This window comes from Exiguobacterium sp. GL_137 (assembly GCF_057834585.1).
In genome coordinates this window covers 2,651,957-2,670,045 of the sequence record NZ_CM174406.1, presented here as the reverse complement: position 1 = coordinate 2,670,045, position 18,089 = coordinate 2,651,957, and the positions used below count along the sequence as shown (strand labels likewise).

20 protein-coding genes are annotated in these 18,089 nt (G+C 49.0%); 18 read left to right on the top strand and 2 right to left on the bottom strand.

What is annotated here, in order from left to right; translation table 11 throughout:
* Window positions 1–63 precede the first annotated feature (63 nt).
* The 5 genes from AC3IRK_RS13855 to wecB all read left to right on the top strand — a co-directional run bounded on the left by AC3IRK_RS13855 (window position 64) and on the right by wecB (window position 4,791).
* Window positions 64–1,095 carry an ABC transporter permease gene (locus AC3IRK_RS13855; protein ID WP_489170112.1) on the top strand — a complete coding sequence of 344 codons (1,032 nt, stop codon included), beginning with the start codon at window positions 64–66 and terminating at the stop codon, window positions 1,093–1,095.
* The gene (locus AC3IRK_RS13850) at window positions 1,092–1,736 is read left to right on the top strand and encodes an ABC transporter ATP-binding protein (RefSeq protein ID WP_131502400.1); all 645 of its coding nucleotides are present in this window, start codon (window positions 1,092–1,094) and stop codon (window positions 1,734–1,736) included. Before AC3IRK_RS13855 ends, AC3IRK_RS13850 begins: the two co-directional genes overlap by 4 nt.
* Window positions 1,737–1,842: 106 nt before the next feature.
* On the top strand, window positions 1,843–2,820 hold the full coding sequence (locus AC3IRK_RS13845; protein WP_489170111.1) for a hypothetical protein: 978 nt from the start codon (window positions 1,843–1,845) through the stop codon (window positions 2,818–2,820).
* A 76-nt stretch (window positions 2,821–2,896) separates the two neighbouring features.
* Window positions 2,897–3,526, top strand: coding sequence for a uracil phosphoribosyltransferase (gene upp, locus AC3IRK_RS13840; RefSeq protein WP_012371551.1), 630 nt, complete (start codon window positions 2,897–2,899; stop codon window positions 3,524–3,526).
* Between the two features lie 128 nt (window positions 3,527–3,654).
* Window positions 3,655–4,791 (top strand): non-hydrolyzing UDP-N-acetylglucosamine 2-epimerase, encoded by a 1,137-nt coding sequence (wecB, locus tag AC3IRK_RS13835; RefSeq protein WP_489170110.1) that lies wholly within the window; start codon window positions 3,655–3,657, stop codon window positions 4,789–4,791.
* Window positions 4,792–5,148: 357 nt separating this feature from the next.
* On the opposite strand, the gene AC3IRK_RS13830 is transcribed toward wecB, so the two are convergent.
* Window positions 5,149–5,940, bottom strand: coding sequence for a pentapeptide repeat-containing protein (locus AC3IRK_RS13830; RefSeq protein ID WP_489170109.1), 792 nt, complete (start codon window positions 5,938–5,940; stop codon window positions 5,149–5,151).
* A 647-nt stretch (window positions 5,941–6,587) separates the two neighbouring features.
* Here AC3IRK_RS13830 and AC3IRK_RS13825 point away from each other — a divergent pair.
* From AC3IRK_RS13825 to mreB, 13 genes are all read left to right on the top strand, one after another.
* A complete protein-coding gene (locus AC3IRK_RS13825; RefSeq protein WP_012371548.1) occupies window positions 6,588–6,806 on the top strand; it encodes an AtpZ/AtpI family protein in 219 nt (72 codons plus the stop codon).
* A complete protein-coding gene (locus tag AC3IRK_RS13820) occupies window positions 6,803–7,189 on the top strand; it encodes an ATP synthase subunit I (RefSeq protein WP_012371547.1) in 387 nt (128 codons plus the stop codon). The genes AC3IRK_RS13825 and AC3IRK_RS13820 overlap by 4 nt, the downstream gene beginning before the upstream one ends.
* A gap of 8 nt (window positions 7,190–7,197) precedes the next feature.
* Window positions 7,198–7,941 (top strand): F0F1 ATP synthase subunit A, encoded by a 744-nt coding sequence (atpB, locus tag AC3IRK_RS13815; protein ID WP_026827347.1) that lies wholly within the window; start codon window positions 7,198–7,200, stop codon window positions 7,939–7,941.
* Window positions 7,942–8,016: 75 nt separating this feature from the next.
* On the top strand, window positions 8,017–8,229 hold the full coding sequence (atpE, locus tag AC3IRK_RS13810; protein WP_012371545.1) for a F0F1 ATP synthase subunit C: 213 nt from the start codon (window positions 8,017–8,019) through the stop codon (window positions 8,227–8,229).
* A 137-nt stretch (window positions 8,230–8,366) separates the two neighbouring features.
* Window positions 8,367–8,900 carry a F0F1 ATP synthase subunit B gene (atpF, locus tag AC3IRK_RS13805; RefSeq protein WP_131972087.1) on the top strand — a complete coding sequence of 178 codons (534 nt, stop codon included), beginning with the start codon at window positions 8,367–8,369 and terminating at the stop codon, window positions 8,898–8,900.
* Window positions 8,900–9,433, top strand: a complete 534-nt coding sequence (locus AC3IRK_RS13800) for a F0F1 ATP synthase subunit delta (protein WP_131502395.1) — start codon at window positions 8,900–8,902, stop codon at window positions 9,431–9,433. The genes atpF and AC3IRK_RS13800 overlap by 1 nt, the downstream gene beginning before the upstream one ends.
* A gap of 19 nt (window positions 9,434–9,452) precedes the next feature.
* Window positions 9,453–10,961, top strand: a complete 1,509-nt coding sequence (atpA, locus tag AC3IRK_RS13795) for a F0F1 ATP synthase subunit alpha (protein ID WP_012371542.1) — start codon at window positions 9,453–9,455, stop codon at window positions 10,959–10,961.
* 57 nt (window positions 10,962–11,018) lie between these two features.
* Window positions 11,019–11,870, top strand: a complete 852-nt coding sequence (atpG, locus tag AC3IRK_RS13790; protein WP_012371541.1) for an ATP synthase F1 subunit gamma — start codon at window positions 11,019–11,021, stop codon at window positions 11,868–11,870.
* A gap of 35 nt (window positions 11,871–11,905) precedes the next feature.
* Entirely contained in the window at window positions 11,906–13,324 is a 1,419-nt protein-coding gene (gene atpD / locus AC3IRK_RS13785; protein WP_114597335.1) for a F0F1 ATP synthase subunit beta, read from the top strand.
* 26 nt (window positions 13,325–13,350) lie between these two features.
* A complete protein-coding gene (locus AC3IRK_RS13780; protein WP_012371539.1) occupies window positions 13,351–13,764 on the top strand; it encodes a F0F1 ATP synthase subunit epsilon in 414 nt (137 codons plus the stop codon).
* A 320-nt stretch (window positions 13,765–14,084) separates the two neighbouring features.
* A complete protein-coding gene (locus tag AC3IRK_RS13775; RefSeq protein WP_012371538.1) occupies window positions 14,085–14,318 on the top strand; it encodes a DUF1146 family protein in 234 nt (77 codons plus the stop codon).
* A gap of 235 nt (window positions 14,319–14,553) precedes the next feature.
* Entirely contained in the window at window positions 14,554–15,858 is a 1,305-nt protein-coding gene (gene murA / locus AC3IRK_RS13770; RefSeq protein ID WP_114597338.1) for a UDP-N-acetylglucosamine 1-carboxyvinyltransferase, read from the top strand.
* Between the two features lie 169 nt (window positions 15,859–16,027).
* Window positions 16,028–17,011 carry a rod shape-determining protein MreB gene (gene mreB / locus AC3IRK_RS13765; protein ID WP_026827353.1) on the top strand — a complete coding sequence of 328 codons (984 nt, stop codon included), beginning with the start codon at window positions 16,028–16,030 and terminating at the stop codon, window positions 17,009–17,011.
* A gap of 66 nt (window positions 17,012–17,077) precedes the next feature.
* On the opposite strand, the gene AC3IRK_RS13760 is transcribed toward mreB, so the two are convergent.
* Window positions 17,078–17,947 (bottom strand): hypothetical protein, encoded by an 870-nt coding sequence (locus tag AC3IRK_RS13760; protein WP_489170107.1) that lies wholly within the window; start codon window positions 17,945–17,947, stop codon window positions 17,078–17,080.
* Window positions 17,948–18,089: the final 142 nt, after the last annotated feature.

Sequence of the window (18,089 nt, the reverse complement as noted above, 5' to 3'; positions counted from 1 at the left end):
ATGTTCCGTTCATCTTTCACCTCTACAATCAAACCTGTAACGTACAAACAGGAGGGATGAAAGATGAAGATGGGATGGCGTGAATTGATTCGGATGCGACAACGCTTCTTCTTGATGGCAATCGTGACGACGTTGATCGTCTTGTTGATTTTAATGATTTCCGGACTGGCCGACGGACTGGCTTATGACAATGGAGCGGTTGTCCGCAACTTGCCGATCGAGCAGGTTGCCTTGAGTAAAGATGCGGAAGGGCAGCTGACACGATCCTTTTTGGAACGGACGGATCAACCGGTGGCGACGGAAGCATTAGGTGTGCAAAACATGGTGCTTGAAAAGAAAAATGGGACAAAAGAAGATGTGACGGTGTTTGCTTCTCCGAGTAATACGCGTTACGGACCGCAGCAATCAGCGGACTTAAAGGACGGTCAAGTCCTGGTCGATCGACAGTACTCCGAACAGAGAGGCACGAAAGTCGGCGATTCGGTCACGGACTTCCGGACGAAACAGACGTTTGAAATCGTCGGTACGGTCAACGACGGACGCTACAGCCATGCACCGGTCGTCTGGATGACGATTTCGACATGGGATGCCTGGCAAAAAAAGATGGACTCGAGTTATGTCTCGGCATTCATCAGCCGGGATTCGATTAAAACAAAGCTTGCGACGTATACGAAACAGCAAATCGTCGAACAAGTGCCGGGTTACGCGGCGGAACAAAACTCGTTCCAAATGATGCGGCTCGCACTCATCATCATCGGTTCGTTGATTTTGACGGCTTTCTTTTACATCTTGACGATGCAAAAAATGAAACAACTTGGTATCTTGAAGGCAATCGGGATTCGGACGCGGACGATTGGGCAAGGACTCGTCCTACAGGTTTTCCTGCTGACGGTCATCTCGTTTTCAGTCAGTCTGCTTTTGACTTGGACGGTCGGACAATTGTTGCCGGACGATTTACCATTCCGGTTTGAATGGACGACCAGTCTGCTGTATGGTGGACTGATTATCCTGATGGCTTTGCTGGGCGGTCTGATTCCGTTGCGTGCTTTGAGAAAACTGGAACCGGCTGATGCGATTGGAGGAATGACAGGATGATTAAGCTGACAGATGTCGAACAAACATATGGTGCGATGAAGGTGTTGCAACACGTCTCGTTCGAAGCCCGGGAAGGAGAATTGATTGCGCTTGTTGGACCGAGCGGCAGCGGGAAAAGTACGTTACTCCAATTGCTGGGGCTGTTGCAGACACCATCCGCCGGTCTGATTCAATTTGATGGAAGTCCGCTTGGAGATACGTCGGATGAAGGACGGCGCCGGATGCGCCTTGAGGCAATCGGCTTTATTTTTCAGGAATCCCATCTTGTACCCTTCTTAACAGCAGCGGAACAACTGGAGCTCGTTGCGGAAGAAGCCGGACGAACGATTGATGCAGCAGCTCAGCTGGAAGTGTTCGGATTACGTGAGAGACGTCATCACTTGCCGCACGCTTTATCCGGCGGAGAACGGCAACGGGTGGCGATTGCCCGGGCGCTTGTCAATGATCCGCGTCTCGTTCTGGCGGATGAACCGACGGCGAGTCTTGATTATACGAATGCCCGACAGGTGATGGAGTTGTTGCAGCGACAGGCACATGAGCACGGCAAGACGGTCATCGTCATCACCCATGACGAACGGATGCTGACGTATTGTGACCGTGTCTTACGGATGGAAGATGGACAGATTCAAGAAATCAATTAAAACGGGATACTGCTCTGACTTTTGTTTTCGCACGAAAAATAAAAGTTGGAGCAGTATTTTTGATATACTGAACTGAACACGAATAATTTAAGGGTGGATTTAAACGATGGACTTATCTAAATTCATACGGTCGGAACTAGAGACGATTAATACGGCACACATTACGAAATGGTTGGAAGATAAAAGTTTATCAAAACGTGACTATAAACGATTGGTTGAAGATTTTAAAGCCATTGTCATCATGGAACAAGCCGGTTTTTATGAACAGGCCGATGCACGGTTCATGCAGTGGAAACCTCTTCCGTTACCGGCGGAGATTTACCGTTACCGATTGGCGATTGCGGGAAAAATCGGTGGGAAACGATTGGCCCGAAAACGTTTTTCGGCATATCCTTCTGTTGTACAAAATCATTCGCAACTGAAGTCATGGAAAAAAAATCTTCGGAGCAATCCGTTGTGGTTAGGTGGACTAGTCGTAGCCGGCCTATTAGCAGTCGGCATTACGCAAGTTGATTTTTCCGAGGAAGCTCCGTCTAAAAAAATTTCCGAACAAACGAACGTTGAACAAAAGCTTGCGTCTTTAGAAAAAGAAGTCGAACAGCTGAAACAAAAAAATGAGAAGCTGGCGGCATCTGAAGAAAAAAAGACGGAAACAAAAAAAACCAAAGCCGATCAATCGAAAGAAACGGAACAAGAGGAGCCGCAGGCGTCAACGAAGGATCCTGAGCAGGTTCTTCAGGAGGCAGTTTCTTCCGTTCAGTCCAAAGAGTATGAAACGGCGAACCAATTGTTGACCGGAAAGGTCCTGACGAATAAAGAGACAGCCGGTATGGCGCGTTTCTACAAATTGATTGCAGCCGGAAAGCTGAAGGAAACGAAACAAAGTGACTACCTGGCCTACCGGAATGATTTTCCGGAATCCGGTTACATGAGTGATGTCTTATGGATGCAGGCTGTTTACGAACAAAAAAATAAAATTGGTAATTACAAAACGACATTACAGGAGTTAGCGAAACAACCGGACAACGAATGGTCATATGCTGCGAAGGCAATCCTTCAAGGGAAGAGTACGCTGGGAGATTGATTCGAAGAAAACAGTTCCCAAGCAGTCGCTTTTTGGAGTACAATGCGAAAAGAGAATGGAGAGGAGATGCAAAACAATGAGTAAAGTACATGTATTTGATCACCCATTGATTCAGCACAAGATGACGATCATGCGTAAAGTCGAAACAGGAACGAAACAATTCCGGGAGCTTGTCGACGAAGTGGCTTCATTGATGGCATATGAACTCACGCGTGATCTTCCACTTACTGACGTTGAAATCGAGACACCGGTCACGAAAACGACGCAAAAAATGATCGAGGGTAAGAAACTGGGAATCGTTCCGATTCTTCGTGCAGGTCTTGGGATGGTGGACGGCATGCTTCGCATGATGCCGAACGTCAAAGTAGGACATATCGGTCTTTACCGTGATCCGGAAACACTTGAGCCGACGGAATACTATCTCAAATTACCGACAGACGTCGCAGAACGTGATTTCGTTGTCGTCGATCCAATGCTTGCGACCGGCGGTTCTGCTGCTGACGCAATCTCCTCTTTGAAAAAACAGGGTGCACAAAGCATTAAGCTGGCTTGCCTCTGTGCGGCACCTGAAGGCGTCAAACGCATTCAGGAAGAACATCCGGATGTCGACATTTATCTCGCGGCACTCGATGAGAAATTGAATGACCATGGTTACATCGTTCCTGGACTCGGGGATGCGGGTGACCGTCTGTTTGGTACGAAATAATCAGCAGACTGAAAGGCGCTTCCTGTGAAGGGAGCGCCTTTTTTTGTACGAGTTGCCACAGGTGTGAACTGCGCACGTGACATGGAATATGTTTTAATAGGAGCAGAAGCAAGAAGGAGGAAGTCTGTATGCCCATCAAAGTCATGCCGATTTTCGGCACGCGACCGGAAGCCATCAAAATGGCACCGCTCGTCAACGTCTTAAAGAACAATCCTGCGTTTGACGTCCATGTCACGATTACGGCCCAACACCGGGAGATGCTCGATCAAGTATTGGAGCTGTTCGAGATTACACCGGATCACGATTTGAACATCATGAAAGCGCGGCAGACCTTGGTCGATATCACGACACTCGGTCTCGAGGGACTCGATGCTGTCATGAAGGAAGTCAAACCGGATCTCGTCCTTGTCCATGGCGACACGACGACGACGTTCGTCGGCAGTCTCGCTGCCTACTACAATCAAATCGCCGTGGGACATGTCGAAGCCGGACTCCGTACATACAATAAGTACTCACCGTTCCCGGAAGAAGTGAACCGGCAACTGACCTCGACGCTGGCCGATCTGCATTTTGCACCGACCGAGCAGGCGGCAGTGAATCTGGCGTCGGAAAACAGACACGCGGGCGTTTTCGTGACCGGGAATACGGCGATCGATGCCCTGCAAACGACGGTCCAGACAGATTATATGCATCCCGTTCTAGAAAAGATCGGTTCGAAGCGACTTGTCCTGATGACGGCGCACCGGCGGGAAAATTTAGGTGCGAAGATGCACCAGATGTTCCGGGCGATCCGGCGTCTTGTCGACGACCATCCGGACATTCATGTCGTGTATCCGGTTCACTTGAATCCTGTCGTCCAGGAGGCGGCGAGTGACGTATTCGGAGGACACGACCGCATCACCTTGATTCCGCCGCTCGACGTCTTTGACTTCCATAACTTTGCGAGCCGGGCGCACCTTATCTTGACGGATTCCGGCGGCGTCCAGGAAGAAGCTCCGTCACTCGGTGTGCCGGTTCTTGTCTTACGCGATACGACCGAACGTCCGGAAGGCGTTAAAGCGGGAACGCTGAAGCTGGCCGGAACGGATGAAGAAACAATCTATCGTCTCGCGAGTGAGTTGCTCGAGGACGAAGCAGCGTATAACAAGATGGCCCAGGCTTCAAATCCTTACGGAGATGGTCATGCTTCCGAACGGATTGCAGCGGCGATTCTGGAACATTTTAATCAGGATGCGGAGTTTGAGCCGTTTAAAGTCGAAAACTGACGAAAGTTTAGACATACAGCAAAGGACCGATGTCCCCGTCACAAACGGAGGCACCGGTCCTTTTATGGAATCCAACAGATCATCTGTTCCAAAGATGGACGTACGAACGATGTGTCAACAGTCCGAGTGAACGTCCTCATTTCATGCGACTCCTGCAGGGAAAAGCGCGTTTTTTGCGCTGTCAGAGACAAACAAGACCCGGTTTCCTGACCACAGGTGCAGGAAAGCTGGCTTGTGTCTCGCCTGCGGAAAGCGAATGAGGAAGAGGGCGGAACACCTGTGACGATAGAATGACGCATTATCTTTGGGAAAGAGACGGCACTTCTTTTGGACAATAATTAATACCCCATTGTTCCCTTACGCCCAGTGCGAAGGGCGGAGCAACCGTTCCGGAAGGCGTGTCTTCGTATTGCCTTGCGCCGCATTGACCTGCGCTTGCGTCAAAAACAGCGCGTCGGTCAGATCGGCTCCTGCCAACTGACAGTCACGCAGGTCGGCACCGAGGAAGTTGACGCCACGCAACCTGCTGTTCGATAAGTTCGTCGCGAGCAAAAACTGTCCGCGGACACTTATGCCGGAAAAGTCCTGTCCTGAAAGATTTTTCCCAATCCAGTCGCGGGGAAGTGGGCGTCTGCTCGTCCCTGAAAACGGTGTTTGAACCAGTCCTTCGATTTTTGCAAGGAGCGGTAGCAATGTTGCCCGTACCTGATCGAGATCGAGTGCCGCAAGCTCGTCTGGAGAAGAACCGGTCATTGCATCCAGTTCAGCCAGCTTATTTTCTAGCAGATGATGAATCGAGCGGGTGGCTGGCCGGATGCCGTCTGTCAGGTACCACATCATTTCCTGCAGATGGACCATCTTCGGATACAGGGCGTACATGACCGGTTTTGTCGTCTCATCGTACACGCCGGAAAATGTCACTTGCGAAATCTGTTGTCCGGCACCAAAGCAGTCATAAACGGTACATCCTTTATACCCGCTCGGGCGCAAACGGTCATGAATCCCGCAACAGTAATCAGCATCTAAATTCCGGCATGGTGTCGCTTCCGGTTTGTTGTGACCAAAATCGCTTGAGGCGGAAAAAGCGAGTGCCGTACAACACAATCCGAAGCAGTCCCCGCACTGAACTCGAAAGCGTTCGGTTTCCATTCTCTTCACATCCTTTTGATTTGTTCATGTCACTTCTTTTTACCATATGTAGACAATCATTTTCAAATCACAATCAACGAGTAAACGAGCAGTGGCTCCACTCAAATGGAAGAACTAAATATATGATTTTTGTAAAAAAACAGTTGCACCATGACCTTGAAAGCAGCAAATCATCCGTGAATTTTTAAGCTGTGACAAGGCACACACGAAACGAATTGGAAATCGTCTGCGGGCTTTGTTACAAACAGATGTCAGAGGGGTTTTCGTGTTCCGAAACGGAAGCGTTTACAATTGTGAAGAAAAAATGTTTTTTCACAAAATCGACACAAATCAAATTTAGACGACTTGTTTCTCATTACGAAAGACGATATAACGTTACTGTTCAATGGTTTTGTTCACCTAGTGAACCATCTCGATAAACGTTGATAGTACTACATATTTTCTTCACATCTTCGTGAAAAGAGTGCCGGGGGAGACCTCTGTGAAAACCTTATCAATTGTTGATATACAATGGTTTCGACGGTCCATTTTAATTGTGAATTCATTTGACTATGAAATGGTTCTCATTGTATTCTTGACTAGTATGAAAATCCGCAAATTGTGGGAAAGAAAAAGAACTCACAACTGGGAAAAGGGGGTCGTCTCTAGTGCGCCAAAAAGGGCTCGCGACGAGTATGGTCATGGCCTCGCAAATTTCGACGGCACTAGCCGCACCGATCGTCATCGGCTTTCTTGTTGGGAACTATGGGGAACAGCAGGACTGGTGGCAAAAGATGGGCGCGACGTTTGCAGTGTTCATCGGGATTTTCATCGGAATTCTCTGCATGATCGCAATGATCAGGCACTTGTTAGGAGACAAGACATGAATATCATCCTTCAAGATGCGTTGTATCGTGCGTACTTACGATGGTTTGGACTCTACTATGGAATCCTTGCCGTTCTGTTACTTGTCGGTTATCCGAGTGATCCGGTGATTTATGGACTGGCGCTGGGTGGGGCAGGTAGCTTCATGATCTTGACGCTGCAACGATTAAGCGTCGATCGAATGTATCGTGTAATCGAGCGTGGGCGCAAGCCGATGTCTCGAGGGACCGTATCACGCATGGCGGTCGCGGTACTCTGTGTGATGATCGGCTTGAAGTATGAAGCCGAATTGTCATTAACTGCGGTGGTAATAGGCCTTCTCGCCGGCCACGTCATACAATTTTGTGAGTATTTTACTCACGAACTTAAGCGGGAAAAGAGGTGAATAATCAAATGAACCACGAAATGCCACTTTACGAAATCCCACTCTGGGGCGACTTCGTTCTGTACGGTAGCTGGACAAACTTGATCACAGTGCTGATTGCAGCTGCTCTCGTTTTCCTGATTGCCGTGGCCGGTACGCGACGTCTTGTGATGAAGCCGACCGGTGCTCAAAACGTGATGGAGATGTTCCTCGAGTTCGTTCGCGGAATCATCAGCAGCACGATGGACTGGAAAACAGGGGGTCGCTTCCTAACTTTCGGAATGACACTGTTCCTGTTCATCATCGTGTCCAACTTAATGGGTCTTCCCTTTAACGTTGTGACGGGTCACTACATTTGGTTCAACTCACCAACTGCAGATCCGTATGTGACACTTGCACTTTCATCTATGGTAGTGGTCATGAGCCATTATTACGGTGTGAAAATGCGCGGCTTCGGCTCGTATGCGAAAACGTTTATGACGCCGATGTTTATTATTACCATCATCGAAGAATTCGCAAACACGTTGACACTTGGTCTTCGTCTTTACGGTAACATCTTCGCGGGTGAGATCATGATTGGTATCATTCTCTCGATCGGTATCATCTCTGGAACGAACGATTTCCAATTCCTCGGACCAGTCGGTGTCATCCTGTCAGCGATCCCAATGTTGATCTGGCAAGGATTCTCACTCTTCATCGGAGCAATCCAAGCGTATATCTTCCTTATCTTAACGATGGTTTACATCGGGCATAAGGCAGCGCACGACCATTAATTCGAAGGTAAAGCATCTGCTTTTCCGATAATCGCACGACCAAATTTCGAACACAATCTAGGGAGGCAATTCATAATGGAACTTATTGCAACAGCGATCATCATCGGACTCGGCGCACTCGGCGCAGGTATCGGTAACGGTCTTATCGTAAACGGTACAGTATTAGGACAAGCACGTCAGCCAGAACTCAAAAACGAACTTCGTCAAACAATGTTCATCGGTATCGGTCTCGTTGAGGCACTTCCAATCATCGGTGTAGCGGTCGGTTTCCTTCTCCTCAACTCTTAATCCGTATTTAATTTTACGTACCAAGAACTGAGCTACATAGGGCGTTATTCGTTCCACTAGAGTGAACCGTCATGGGGGCTGCGGCTCCCTTATGTAGATATTAGAAGTAGGACCAACCACGAGGGGAGTGTAATCGAATGAATCTCACGTATCTTGCGGCAGAAGCAGGCGGCGAAAGTAGTCACCTCTTACTTGCTAACATGATCGTCACGATCGTCGTTTTCCTCTTGCTCCTCATCCTCTTGAAGAAATTCGCATGGGGCCCGCTCGTCAACATGATGAAAGCGCGGGAAGAGCATGTGGCTAGCGAGATCAATTCGGCTGAAAAAAGCCGGAAAGACGCTGAAGTCTACGTAGAACAACAACAAGCAGAACTCAACAAGGCACGTACGGAAGCACGTGACCTGTTAGAAGCATCACGCCGTCAAGCTGAGGCAGAACAAGCACGTGCGATGGAGCAGGCACGTGTCGAAACAGAATTGAGCAAGGAAGAAGCTCGCCGTGCAATCGAACGTGAACGCGCTGAAGCACAAGCTGCTTTGAAGAACGATGTTGCTCTTCAAGCAATCGCTGCAGCACGCCACGTCATGAAAACACAGCTTGCGACAGACGAAGCGGCACAACGTGCACTCGTCGACCAATTCCTCGCTGACACTAAGGGCACGAACTAATGCGTGACCACGTAGCGGGACGCTACGCAAAAGCGCTCTTCGATCTTGCACTTGAGCACCATGTGCTCGAACAAGCAGAAGCTGATGTGCGAACGCTCGGCGAAGTGCTCCACGCAACACCAGAGCTCGCATCGGTTTTAGGAAACCCGTCGATTTCTGCAGAAGAGCTGAAGCAAGTCCTTCATACGAGCTTCACAGGCTTCAATACGATTGTCTTAAATACGATCCTCGTCATGGTCGAAAACGACCGGGCACCGGAAGTATTGTCATTGCCGGAGCATTTCATCGCGTTGTTGAATGAGCACCGTAACGTTGCAACAGCAATCGTGACAAGTGCATACAAACTGTCGGACGAAGAACTCACGAACGTGAAGGAAACGTTTGGCCAAAAATCAGGAAAAACGCTTGAAGTAGAAAATGTTGTTGATACGAACGTAATCGGCGGACTTCGTGTTCAAATCGGTTACACGACATATGATGGCACGATCGAAACGAAACTAACGCGACTTGAGCGTGAGCTGTTAAAAGCGTAAGAAAATAGGGGTGAAACGCATGAGCATTAGAGCTGAAGAAATCAGCGCCCTGCTTAAAGCGCGTATCGCGCAGTACGGTTCTACGATGGAAGTGAACGAGACAGGTACAGTCATCCAAATCGGTGATGGTATCGCTCGTGCACACGGACTCGACAACGTCATGTCGGGAGAGCTCGTAGAATTCGCTAACGGCACAATGGGCTTGGCGCAAAACTTAGAAGAAGGCAACGTCGGTATCATCATTCTTGGTGACTACCTTGAAATCAAAGAAGGCGACTCTGTTCGCCGTACGGGCCGCATCATGGAAGTACCAACAGGAGACGCACTCCTCGGACGTGTCGTCAACCCGCTTGGTATGCCAATCGATGGTCTTGGTCCAATCGAAACAGAACACTATAACCCGATCGAGCGTAAAGCTTCTGGTGTTATGGCACGTAAATCGGTTCACGAACCACTTCAGACGGGAATCAAGGCAATCGATGCCCTCGTTCCAATCGGTCGTGGACAACGTGAGTTGATCATCGGTGACCGTCAGACCGGTAAAACGTCAATCGCCATCGATACGATCATCAACCAAAAAGAAGAAAACATGATCTGTATCTACGTCGCAATCGGACAAAAAGAATCAACAGTCCGTGGTGTTGTTGAAACACTCCGTAAAAACGGTGCACTTGATTACACAATCGTCGTTTCGGCAGCAGCTTCACAGCCGGCGCCACTTCTTTACCTCGCACCATTCGCTGGTGTAGCGATGGGTGAACACTTCATGGATCTCGGCAAGCACGTTCTTGTCATCTATGATGATCTTTCAAAACAAGCAGCGGCATACCGTGAGCTTTCGCTTCTTCTGAAGCGTCCACCAGGCCGCGAAGCCTACCCGGGTGATGTCTTCTACCTTCACTCACGTCTCCTTGAGCGTGCAGCGAAATTGAACGACGGACTTGGTGCAGGTAGCTTAACAGCTCTTCCATTCATCGAGACACAAGCGTCGGATATCTCGGCTTACATCCCGACAAATGTTATCTCGATCACGGATGGTCAAATCTTCCTTCAATCGGATCTCTTCTTCTCAGGTGTCCGTCCAGCGATCAACCCGGGTCTCTCGGTATCGCGTGTAGGTGGTTCGGCTCAAGTGAAAGCGATGAAGAAGGTAGCGGGTACGCTCCGTCTTGACCTCGCTTCTTACCGTGAGCTCGAAGCCTTTTCACAGTTCGGATCTGACCTTGATAAAGCGACACAATCGAAGCTTAACCGTGGTGAGCGGACAGTAGAGGTTCTGAAACAGGACCTTAACCAACCGTTGACTGTCGATAAGCAAGTCATCATCATCTATGCCTTGACTCGTGGTCACCTTGATGATGTTGCCGTTTCAGATATTCGTCGTTTTGAAAAGGAACTCAACCTCTGGCTCGATCAAAACCGCAAACAACTTTGCGACGAGATCCGTAAAACAGGTAACCTTCCAGCTGACGAAGAAATCGTTACTGCAATCTCAGAATTTAAGAAAACGTTCCAACCGACTGTCTAAGGGATTTCTCTTAGACTCGGCGGAACACTCTTGATACTAACAAGGTGGTGAATCGAAATGGCATCGTTGCGCGAGATACAAATGCGGATCAACTCGACGAAAAGTACCAAACAGATCACGAAAGCGATGAACATGGTTTCGGCGTCGAAACTGAACCGCGCTCAAGCACATAGCGCTAAGTTCCAGCCTTACATGCTGAAAATGCAGGAAGTGCTCGGAACCATTGCGAATGGCACGACAGGTGCTAGCCATCCGATGCTCGAAAAACGTCCTGTCAAAAAGACAGGATATATCGTCATCACATCGGATCGCGGCTTAGCTGGTGCATATAACGCCAACGTGCTGCGTGAAGTCTACCGGGAAATCAATGAAAAGCATACTACGGACAGTTACGTCTTGTTCGTGGTCGGTAAAGTCGGTGTCCAGTTCTTCCGTTCACGCGGAATCACGGTCACGGATGCGATCACAGGACTAAACGATTCTCCTTCGTATGTCGATGTCGCAGAAATCGTGAAGCGTACAGTGAGTGCGTTCACGCTCGGCGAAATCGACGAACTCAAGCTGTGCTACAACCACTTCATGTCTGTCATCAGCCAGGAAGTGAAAGTCGAAACCCTTCTCCCGCTCGGAGAAATCGAAGCTTCGTCTTCGACGACTTATGAGTACGAGCCAAGCGAGGAACAAATCCTGGCTGAACTCCTTCCGCGTTATGCGGAGAGCTTGATTTTCGGTGCGCTTCTTGACGCGAAAGTAGCAGAACATGCGTCACGTATGACAGCAATGCAAAGTGCGACAGATAACGCAGATGACTTGATCGGTCGATTGACTCTCGTCTACAACCGGGCTCGACAAGCTGCAATCACGCAAGAAATCACAGAGATCGTCAGTGGAGCCGCTGCCCAGCAGTAATCCACTCGGCGTAATGATAGCTAGGAGGAAACACGATGAACGAACTCGGTTTAAAAGGCCGCGTCGTCGCGGTCATGGGACCTGTCATCGACGTTAAGTTCGACGGACACTTGCCGAAGATCTACAACGCGCTTCGTATTCAATATACGCCGCAAACAGTAGAAGAAGTGGCTATCGACTTGACGCTTGAGGTCGCCTTGCACCTTGGTGACGACGTCGTCCGTACCATTGCGATGGATTCTACGGATGGTGTACGCCGTGGAGTGGAAGTACTGGACACTGGTGCTCCAATCTCGGTACCTGTCGGAGAAGCAACGCTTGGTCGCGTCTTCAACGTACTCGGTAACCCAATTGATGAAAAAGAACTCGATGCAAGCGTGGAACGTCTTCCGATCCACAAAAAAGCACCGACGTTTGATAACCTTTCAACAAAAGTTGAAATCCTCGAAACAGGAATTAAAGTCGTTGACTTACTCGCTCCTTACATCAAGGGTGGTAAGATCGGTCTCTTCGGTGGTGCCGGTGTAGGTAAGACCGTCCTCATCCAGGAACTGATCAACAACATCGCGCAAGAGCACAGCGGTATCTCGGTATTCGCAGGTGTTGGTGAGCGGACGCGTGAAGGTAATGACTTGTACCACGAGATGACGGATTCAGGCGTTATCAAACAAACAGCGATGGTCTTCGGTCAGATGAACGAGCCGCCGGGCGCACGTCTTCGTGTTGCCTTGACTGGTTTGACAATGGCGGAATACTTCCGTGATGAGCAGGGACAAGACGTTCTTCTCTTCGTTGATAACATCTTCCGTTACACACAAGCAGGTTCAGAAGTATCGGCCCTTCTCGGTCGTATGCCATCTGCCGTTGGTTACCAGCCGACACTTGCTACAGAGATGGGTATGCTTCAAGAGCGTATCACGTCAACAAACAAAGGTTCGGTTACATCAATCCAAGCGGTTTATGTACCAGCCGATGACTATACTGACCCGGCTCCTGCAACGACGTTTGCCCACTTGGATGCAACGACGAACCTTGAGCGCCGTCTCTCTGAGATGGGTATCTATCCTGCCGTGGATCCACTTGCTTCTACATCACGTGCCCTTTCACCGGAAATCGTCGGCGAAGAGCATTACGGCGTAGCTCGTCAAGTTCAGGAAACACTTCAGCGTTACAAAGAACTTCAGGATATCATCGCGATCCTCGGTATGGACGAGTTGTCTGAAGAAGACAAATTGACTGTACACCGTGCGCGTCGTATCCAGTTCTTCTTGTCGCAGAACTTCCACGTAGCTGAGCAGTTCACAGGACAAAAAGGATCGTACGTCCCGGTTAAGGACACGATCCGCGGCTTCAAAGAAATCCTCGGTGGGAAACACGATGATTTGACGGAAGAAGCATTCCGTCTCGTCGGTCCGATCGAAGATGCGATTGAAAAAGCGAAGACGCTTGTCTAAGTGACAAAGCATAAGGGGGACTTGAGATGAACACACTTCATGTCAATATCGTCACCCCGGATGGCGAAGTGTATGATGGCGATGTCCGTATGGTCGTTGCGAAAACGATATCTGGTGAGATCGGGGTTCTCCCGCACCACGTACCGCTCGTAACACCACTCGACATCAGCATCTTGAAGTTGCGCCACGAAGATGGCGGACGCACGTTGATCGCTATCAGCGGTGGCTTTATGGAAGTGCGCCAGGATACAGTGACGGTTCTTGCTGAAACGGCTGAAGCAGCGGATAAGGTCGACTACGACCGTGCCTCGGCTGCGAAAGTCCGGGCAGAACGTCGCCTCCAGGACACGAAATTATCAGATCTTGAGTTCAAACGCGCTGAGCTTTCATTGAAACGCGCAATCAACCGTCTCAACCTAAAAGAGTACGGTCGCGATTGATCCAAGTTAAAAGACCCGGTTTCCGTCATGGAAGCCGGGTCTTTTTTTGAGGAGAGGTCAATGATTTCCTGCAGGACAATCGCTTTTACAAATCTGTTGGGTGATTCAGGTTTAACAACGCTAAAAAAAGTAAAAGGACATATATGTGTCCTCTTCACACATTTTTCAATCTTATTATGTGGAATTTTCCATAATCATCTTTTCATAATATATTTTATAGGATAAAATAAATTATCTTGTGCCTTTTTGTTTGCGCAATCATTCATTGTATGAAATCATGGTAAGGTTGGAAAAACCTTAACAGAAGAGGTGCAGTAGCAGTGACGTCAATCGGTTTAAGTGCATTAATCAGTATGCTCGTTTATTTAACGGCGATTGTCTTCGCCTGGTGGGCACTCCTTCCAGTCAAGTGGGAGAAGTTCCTGCAACATCCGAAAGGACCACAGGCTGTCGTCTTACGTGTGTTGCTTGCCGTTGCGCTCGGTTCGCTGATCGCCCGTTTTTTGCTCGACTATTCAGGATTCGCACAGCGTCTCCAGTTCTTAGTCGGGTGAACTTGTAACTTCGTTGTAAACCCTAAATCATCAATCTGATTTAGTATGGAACAGGATAGTATTCTTATAATGAAGAAACGTAACCATTGTAAAGCTGAAAAGTCGTGTTGGATTTGGAATGAGAGATTAACTATAGGGTGTTTCTCTTCTATCATGCGTTGGTCTTCAACTATGATGCACACCAATCGCGAATTGAACATAATAGAACAGAAACGAAAGCAGAGGAGTATGAGTAATGGAAAAAATCGTTGTCCGTGGCGGACGTAAATTAGCTGGAACGGTAAAAGTAGAAGGTGCCAAAAATGCAGTCTTGAAAACATTGGTCGCAACATTGCTGGCTTCAGAAGGTACATCGGTCCTTCAAAACGTTCCCCGTTTGGCAGACGTCTATACCATCAATAACGTCTTACGGAACTTGAACGCAGAAGTAACATTCGATGCTGAAGCAAACACAGTCTCGGTCAATGCAGAAGCAGAATTGAAAGACGAAGCACCACTTGAATACGTTCGGAAGATGCGTGCGTCAATTCTTGTCATGGGACCACTCCTTGCGCGTCTCGGTCGTGCACGTGTCGCCATGCCGGGTGGCTGTGCGATTGGTTCACGTCCAATCGATCTTCACTTAAAAGGATTCGAAGCGATGGGCGCAAAAACAATCATCGGCAATGGATTCGTTGAAGCACACGTTGACGGTCGCCTGCAAGGTGCAAAAATCTACCTCGACTTCCCGTCAGTCGGTGCAACAGAAAACATCATGATGGCAGCGACACTTGCTGAAGGTACGACAGTCATCGAAAACGTCGCGAAAGAACCGGAAATCGTCGATCTCGCAAACTTCCTGAACGCAATGGGCGCAAAAGTCCGCGGTGCCGGTACAGAGACGATTCGCATCGAAGGTGTCGAAAAACTTCACGGTGGCAACCACTATGTCATTCCAGACCGGATCGAAGCCGGTACATTCATGATTGCAGCTGCCATCACGGAAGGTGACGTTGAAGTCATCGGTGCTGAGCGTGAACACCTTCGTCCATTGATCTCGAAAATGGAAGAGATGGGTGTTAAAATCTCAGACACAGAAGAAGGACTTCGTGTCGTCGGACCGAAGAAACTCGTTGCGATTGATGTCAAGACGATGCCACACCCTGGTTTCCCGACAGACGTTCAAGCGCAAATGATGGCGTTGGTCTTAAAAGCAGAAGGCACTTCTGTCATCACGGAAACAGTCTTCGAAAACCGTTTCATGCATGTCGAAGAATTCCGTCGTATGAACGCTGACATCAAGATCGAAGGACGTTCATCCATCATCACAGGCGGCATCCAGCTTCAAGGCGCAGAAGTCCTTTCAACGGACCTTCGTTCAGGGGCAGCACTTGTCACGGCAGGATTGATTGCAGAAGGCGAAACACGTGTTGGTGCCTTGCATCACATTGATCGCGGATACGTTGATTTCCATCTTAAATTACAAGCACTCGGCGCAGATGTCGAACGCATCACGGAAGAAACAGTCGCCATCGAAGAGACAGCAGCGACGAAGCTTTAAGCTATTATTTCATTCCAATACATTCTTGACGACTTTCTCAAAAAGAAAGTCGTCTCTTTTTGTTTCCCTGTGCTAGAATTGAAAGGTATGTATACATAAATGGGTTAGACGTCCAAGCGACGTTCTAAATTTTGGAATAATAGCCAGTGGATAAAGGAGATCACGCGAGATGTTTTTGACAAAGGATATCGGAATTGACTTAGGGACGGCGAATGTCGTCATTCACGTAAAAGGTAAGGGAATCGTACTCGACGAGCCGTCAGTCGTCGCTATTGATAAAGTAACAGGCAAAATTCATGCGGTCGGAACGGAAGCCCACCAAATGGTCGGCCGAACACCGGGTAACATCGTTGCCATCCGTCCATTACGCGATGGGGTCATCGCTGATTTCGAGATGACGGAAGCGATGTTACGTCACTTCATCGATAAAATTGAAGTGAGAAGTATGTTCGGCGGAGTCCGGATGTTGATTTGTACACCGGCCAGCATCACGACGGTCGAAGCGAAAGCGATTCGTCAAGCAGGTGAAAAATCAGGCGCGAAAACAGTTTTCCTTGAAGTGGAACCAAAAGTCGCAGCCGTCGGAGCGGGTATGGACATTTGGATGCCGGCCGGTCACATGGTCATTGATATCGGTGGCGGGACGACAGATGTCGCGGTCCTGTCGATGGGCGATATCGTCTGCGGTGAAACGATCAAAGTAGCAGGGGATCGGTTTGACCACGACATCATCCGTGCGATCAAAGATAACCATAAACTCATCATCGGGGAACGGACGGCTCAAAACGTCAAGATGACGGTCGCGACCGTTTCAGATGAGGGGCGTCAGGAAGAGATGGACATTCGTGGCCGGAATCTCGTGACAGGACTCCCGGACAACATCACGATTTCATCGCAGGAGATGCATGAAGCATTGGCGGAAGCCGCAATGGAAATCGTTGAAGCAACAAAACGTGTCCTCGAGAAAACACCACCGGAACTTGCGGCAGACATCATCGACCGCGGGATCATCCTGACGGGTGGCGGAGCATTACTTGACGGCATCGACCAGTTGCTGGCGAAAGAGCTTGGACTTCCGGTCTTGATCGCAGAAGATCCGATGTTATGCGTTGCACGCGGGACAGGGATCATGCTTGATCATTTAGGGAAATAAGACGAATCAAAAAGGTTCATTCCACAATGGAAATGAACCTTTTTTTAATGGAGCGAAAAGTAAAAATCACTGCGTACTGCGCATGAAGGCCTGATACGCATCAAAATCATGATAGACGATCGCACTTGGCGGCAGGGAACTGTTCATCGTTTGATTGACGAGCTGATTGAGGGCGGTCCGCGTCTGTCCGTAAAACGTGATACTTGGTGTGTCCGGCAGTTCCGTGAATTCCAGAGCATACGACAGACGATGTTGATGACTGGCGGCGTAGAGCGCGTCGGTCATCGTAATCGCAGCGAGACCGTTTCCGCCGCCGTAGACGGTCCGGTAACTCATTAAAGTGACTTCGTCGGCCAGTTCCATTGCCCATTCGCTAAGCGGTTGTCCGGAAGTATCCGGAACGGTATGGAACCAAAACGGCAGGAACAGTTGCAACGGAAGACGTTTCGACGCACTGACATCGTGAAAAGCTGTCAACAGACGTTGATAAGAGGAGATAACGGCTGCTTGATCCGTTTCCCAGGCCGGTAAGGCATAAGGCTCGAGATCGACACTGATGCCATCGGGACGTTCCATTGTTTCTTGAAGATAGACATTGATCCAGGCTAACGGATCTTCGACGTTCGGCCGGTTCGTCGTCCCTTCATTCGTAATCCATGCAGGCTGACCGAACAAGAAATAGACTTCGATCCCGGCAAGATGGGCTTTTTCAACGAATGTGCGGTAGAGAGTTCGGTCACCCTCGACAGCGACATGCAGGTAGACACGTTTCATCTGTCTGTTTGCCAGCTGTGTGACTTTCGTTGAAATTTGTTTCGCTTCAGGAATGGACCACATTACGGTATGACGCGTTACGGTAACGGCCGCTTCGGTTCTGGCAGGTAGAAGTGTAGCGGCCATCGTAAGACAAATCAAACTGATGATGAGGCGTTTCATATCGTTCACTCCCTATACTTAAGTTATCTTATTATCGGTCGTCCGGTGCAATTTGGATATAAGCCGAAAGTACGAGAGTCCTAAGAATCAGTTCAAATCCTAGACATTTCACTTTATGAAGTGTATATTAGAAGTTGTTGAA

Excerpts from the sequence above, each read along its gene's own strand:
- AC3IRK_RS13830 (WP_489170109.1), bottom strand. The coding sequence starts at position 5,940 with ATGGAAACCGAACGCTTTCGAGTTCAGTGCGGGGACTGCTTCGGATTG.
- AC3IRK_RS13820 (WP_012371547.1), top strand. The coding sequence starts at position 6,803 with ATGAATATCATCCTTCAAGATGCGTTGTATCGTGCGTACTTACGATGG.
- AC3IRK_RS13845 (WP_489170111.1), top strand. The coding sequence starts at position 1,843 with ATGGACTTATCTAAATTCATACGGTCGGAACTAGAGACGATTAATACG.
- murA (WP_114597338.1), top strand. The coding sequence starts at position 14,554 with ATGGAAAAAATCGTTGTCCGTGGCGGACGTAAATTAGCTGGAACGGTA.
- AC3IRK_RS13850 (WP_131502400.1), top strand. The coding sequence starts at position 1,092 with ATGATTAAGCTGACAGATGTCGAACAAACATATGGTGCGATGAAGGTG.
- AC3IRK_RS13760 (WP_489170107.1), bottom strand. The coding sequence starts at position 17,947 with ATGAAACGCCTCATCATCAGTTTGATTTGTCTTACGATGGCCGCTACA.
- atpB (WP_026827347.1), top strand. The coding sequence starts at position 7,198 with ATGAACCACGAAATGCCACTTTACGAAATCCCACTCTGGGGCGACTTC.
- atpG (WP_012371541.1), top strand. The coding sequence starts at position 11,019 with ATGGCATCGTTGCGCGAGATACAAATGCGGATCAACTCGACGAAAAGT.
- mreB (WP_026827353.1), top strand. The coding sequence starts at position 16,028 with ATGTTTTTGACAAAGGATATCGGAATTGACTTAGGGACGGCGAATGTC.
- atpA (WP_012371542.1), top strand. The coding sequence starts at position 9,453 with ATGAGCATTAGAGCTGAAGAAATCAGCGCCCTGCTTAAAGCGCGTATC.
- wecB (WP_489170110.1), top strand. The coding sequence starts at position 3,655 with ATGCCCATCAAAGTCATGCCGATTTTCGGCACGCGACCGGAAGCCATC.
- AC3IRK_RS13855 (WP_489170112.1), top strand. The coding sequence starts at position 64 with ATGAAGATGGGATGGCGTGAATTGATTCGGATGCGACAACGCTTCTTC.
- atpD (WP_114597335.1), top strand. The coding sequence starts at position 11,906 with ATGAACGAACTCGGTTTAAAAGGCCGCGTCGTCGCGGTCATGGGACCT.
- AC3IRK_RS13800 (WP_131502395.1), top strand. The coding sequence starts at position 8,900 with ATGCGTGACCACGTAGCGGGACGCTACGCAAAAGCGCTCTTCGATCTT.
- AC3IRK_RS13780 (WP_012371539.1), top strand. The coding sequence starts at position 13,351 with ATGAACACACTTCATGTCAATATCGTCACCCCGGATGGCGAAGTGTAT.
- upp (WP_012371551.1), top strand. The coding sequence starts at position 2,897 with ATGAGTAAAGTACATGTATTTGATCACCCATTGATTCAGCACAAGATG.
- atpE (WP_012371545.1), top strand. The coding sequence starts at position 8,017 with ATGGAACTTATTGCAACAGCGATCATCATCGGACTCGGCGCACTCGGC.
- atpF (WP_131972087.1), top strand. The coding sequence starts at position 8,367 with ATGAATCTCACGTATCTTGCGGCAGAAGCAGGCGGCGAAAGTAGTCAC.